The 2733-nt window shown below is 68.8% G+C and carries 1 protein-coding gene and 1 pseudogene; one reads left to right on the top strand and one right to left on the bottom strand.

The window, feature by feature from the left end:
• A partial coding sequence (locus AB0J04_RS45785) for an IS3 family transposase (protein WP_363174669.1) occupies window positions 1-1097 on the top strand: 1097 nt, incomplete at its 5' end.
• A 339-nt stretch (window positions 1098-1436) separates the two neighbouring features.
• Here AB0J04_RS45785 and AB0J04_RS45780 read toward each other — a convergent pair.
• Window positions 1437-2733 (bottom strand): annotated as a pseudogene (locus AB0J04_RS45780) (DNA topoisomerase IV subunit B); the annotation flags it as partial.

The raw sequence follows: 2733 nt of genomic DNA, 5'->3' as shown, positions 1-2733 counted from the left end.
CTGCGGACCTGGGTCAAGCGGGCCGAGACCGACGAGGCCGGCGCGCCCGGCACCACGAGTGCCGATGTGGCACGGCTCGCAGAGCTGGAACGCGAAGTCAGGGAGCTACGGCGGGCCAACGCGATCCTGAAGTCCGCGGCGAGTTTCTTCGCGGCGGAGCTGGACCGTCCACTGCGCTGAAGGTCGCCTACATCGACCAGCACAAAGAGGAGTTCGGCGTCCAGCCGATCTGCGCAGCCCTCGCGGGCACCGACGCCGAGATCGCGCCGAGCACCTACTACGCCGCCCACACACGCCCCGAATCGGCCCGCAGCGTCCGCGACCAGCACCTCACCGAGGAGATACGCGCGATCCACCGCGAGAACTACGGCGTCTACGGCGCCCGCAAGGTCCACGCCGCGCTCCTGAGACGCGAGTGGACGGTGGCCCGCTGCACCGTCGAACGGTTGATGCGTGCCGACGGGCTGCGCGGGGTGTCCCGGGCCAGGGGCCCGCGCACCACCCGGCCCGCTCCCGAGACCGACCGGCCCCGCGACCTGGTCAACCGCCAGTTCACCGCCGACGCCCCGAACCAGCTTTGGGTGGCCGACATCACCTACATCCGCGCCTCCTCCGGCTGGGTGTACGCCGCCTTCGTCATCGACGTGTACTCCCGCATGGTGGTCGGCTGGCAGGTCGCCACCTCCCTCTACACCGATCTCGCCCTGGACGCCCTGGAGATGGCGGTCTGGAAACGCCGCCGCGAGGGCGTGGACCTGGCCGGCCTGGTCCATCACTCCGACCGCGGCGTGCAATACCGAGCCATCCGCTACACCGAACGCCTCGAACAAGCCGCCGCCGTGGCCTCCGTCGGCTCCAGGGGCGACTCCTACGACAACGCCCTCGCCGAAGCGTTCAACAGCCTGTTCAAGGCCGAGTTGATCCGCAACAAGGGCCCCTGGACCGGCATCAACGACATCGAAATCGCCGTCGCCGAGTACATCGACTGGTTCAACCAGCGCCGGCTCCACGGCGAGCTCGGCCACCTCCCACCCGCCGAGTACGAAGCCCTCCACGCATCACCCGAGACCCCACAACCTGCCCTCGAAACCAGCTAACCGACCGTCCACGAAACCCGGGGCTTGACACACCACGGTGTTGCAACGACCCATGGAATTCGCCCGATCGAGTCAGAAAACGACGAGGCCGCCCTGCCCACCGAACTCACCGCATAGCCTCAAAACGAGATCGCCGAGTGGCCGTCGATACACCACTCCCGTGGACGTGACCTTCGGGCTACGTGTGACGCCGCCGGGAGACGGTGAGGAGCGCTGGAGCGGCAACCTGCTTGCCCTGATCGAGCGGCCCTAGATTTTCCGTTCTCACCGTGGTCCGCCGCTCCCCTGCCTGCTGACCCGCGAGCTGCGAGTGCGCGACGCCTCGCATGGCCGCAGCTGTCACTCGTGGGTGGCGTCGCGGGTGATCTGGCTGACGACGGCTGCGGCCAGCCGTACGTCCTCTGTCAACCAGGCCCCCAGGTGCTCCCGGACGGCCTGCGCGACGCAGCCGCGCACTTCCGCGTTGCCCAGAATGCCGTGCGTGGCGCCTTCGAACTCAGGGCGGTCGAGTTTGACCGCGACGACCGCGGTCAGACCGTCGCCGACCTGGTCGGCGCTGAAGCCACGGTCCGTCTCCGGCAGCAGTCGCCGCTCTCGTGCGAACGAGTTGATCGCGGCCGTCACCCCCTCGCGGAAGCCCGCCACGTGCGCGCCTCCGCCGGGGGTGGGCGTGCTGTTCGCGAAGCTCCGGATCCGGCTTGTGCGGCTGCCGCCCCACCTCAGGGCGACCTCTACTGATCCGGCGATCCGCGGATCCTCCTGCTCGAAGCCGAAGACAGTCGTCTCATCGAATGTCCCGGCCTGCTCGTCGACGAAGGCAACGAAGTCCTTGGCACCGCCCGGGAAGCGGAACCGCTCCGATCGTGATCCACTCGGGACGCGCTGGTCGGTCAGCGAGATGTCGAGGCCTCGGTTCAGGAAGGCCAGCTCCCTGAAGCGTTCCGCGAGTGCGTCGAACGAGCACCGCGCCGTGCCGAAGATGTCGGCATCGGGCCGGAAGGCGATGACGGTCCCCTCTTCGGTCACCGGGCCCGCCGGCGCGGGTGGACCGACCGCGGCACCGCGGTCGTAGTGCTGCACCCAGCGCATCCCCTCGCGTCGGACCTCTGCCCTCAGGCGGCTCGACAGGGCGTTGGCGACGAAGGGCCCCATGCCGAAGAGGCCCACATCCACGGAGTGGCGTCCGCCCGGCTGCGGCCCGGCGTGCGGACGAGTCAGCAAGTCTTCGAGACTGGAGCCGCCAGCATCCCCGGCAGCCCCGACAGGGATCCCCGGCCCGTCGATGGCGATCTGCACGAAGCCGTCGGGTTCCAGAGCGACGTCGACGCGGTCGGCGCGGCGGGCGAGGACCTGGTTAACCGCCCAGTCGGAGACCTCGAACACCTGGTTGTGCAGCCCTCGCTCGCTTGTCGAACCGACGTACATCCCTGGGCGCTTCCGGATGGCTTCCCGCCCCTCCAGCACCTGAATGTGGGTGGCGTCGTACACAATTCGGTCCTGACCCACGTGGCCCCTCCAGCCGTGCCCAACTGCCCTCGACAGCCTAGATGATCGATTCCAAGGGGTCAGTGATCGTAGGCGGTCAGTGAGCGTAGGACGGGCTGTCCGGTGGCGTCGTTGTGCCATATCGCTGCTG

Source organism: Streptomyces sp. NPDC050263, assembly GCF_040655955.1.
In the GTDB taxonomy this organism is placed as follows: Bacteria; Actinomycetota; Actinomycetes; order Streptomycetales; family Streptomycetaceae; genus Streptomyces.
This window is presented reverse-complemented; position numbering and strand designations above follow the sequence as displayed.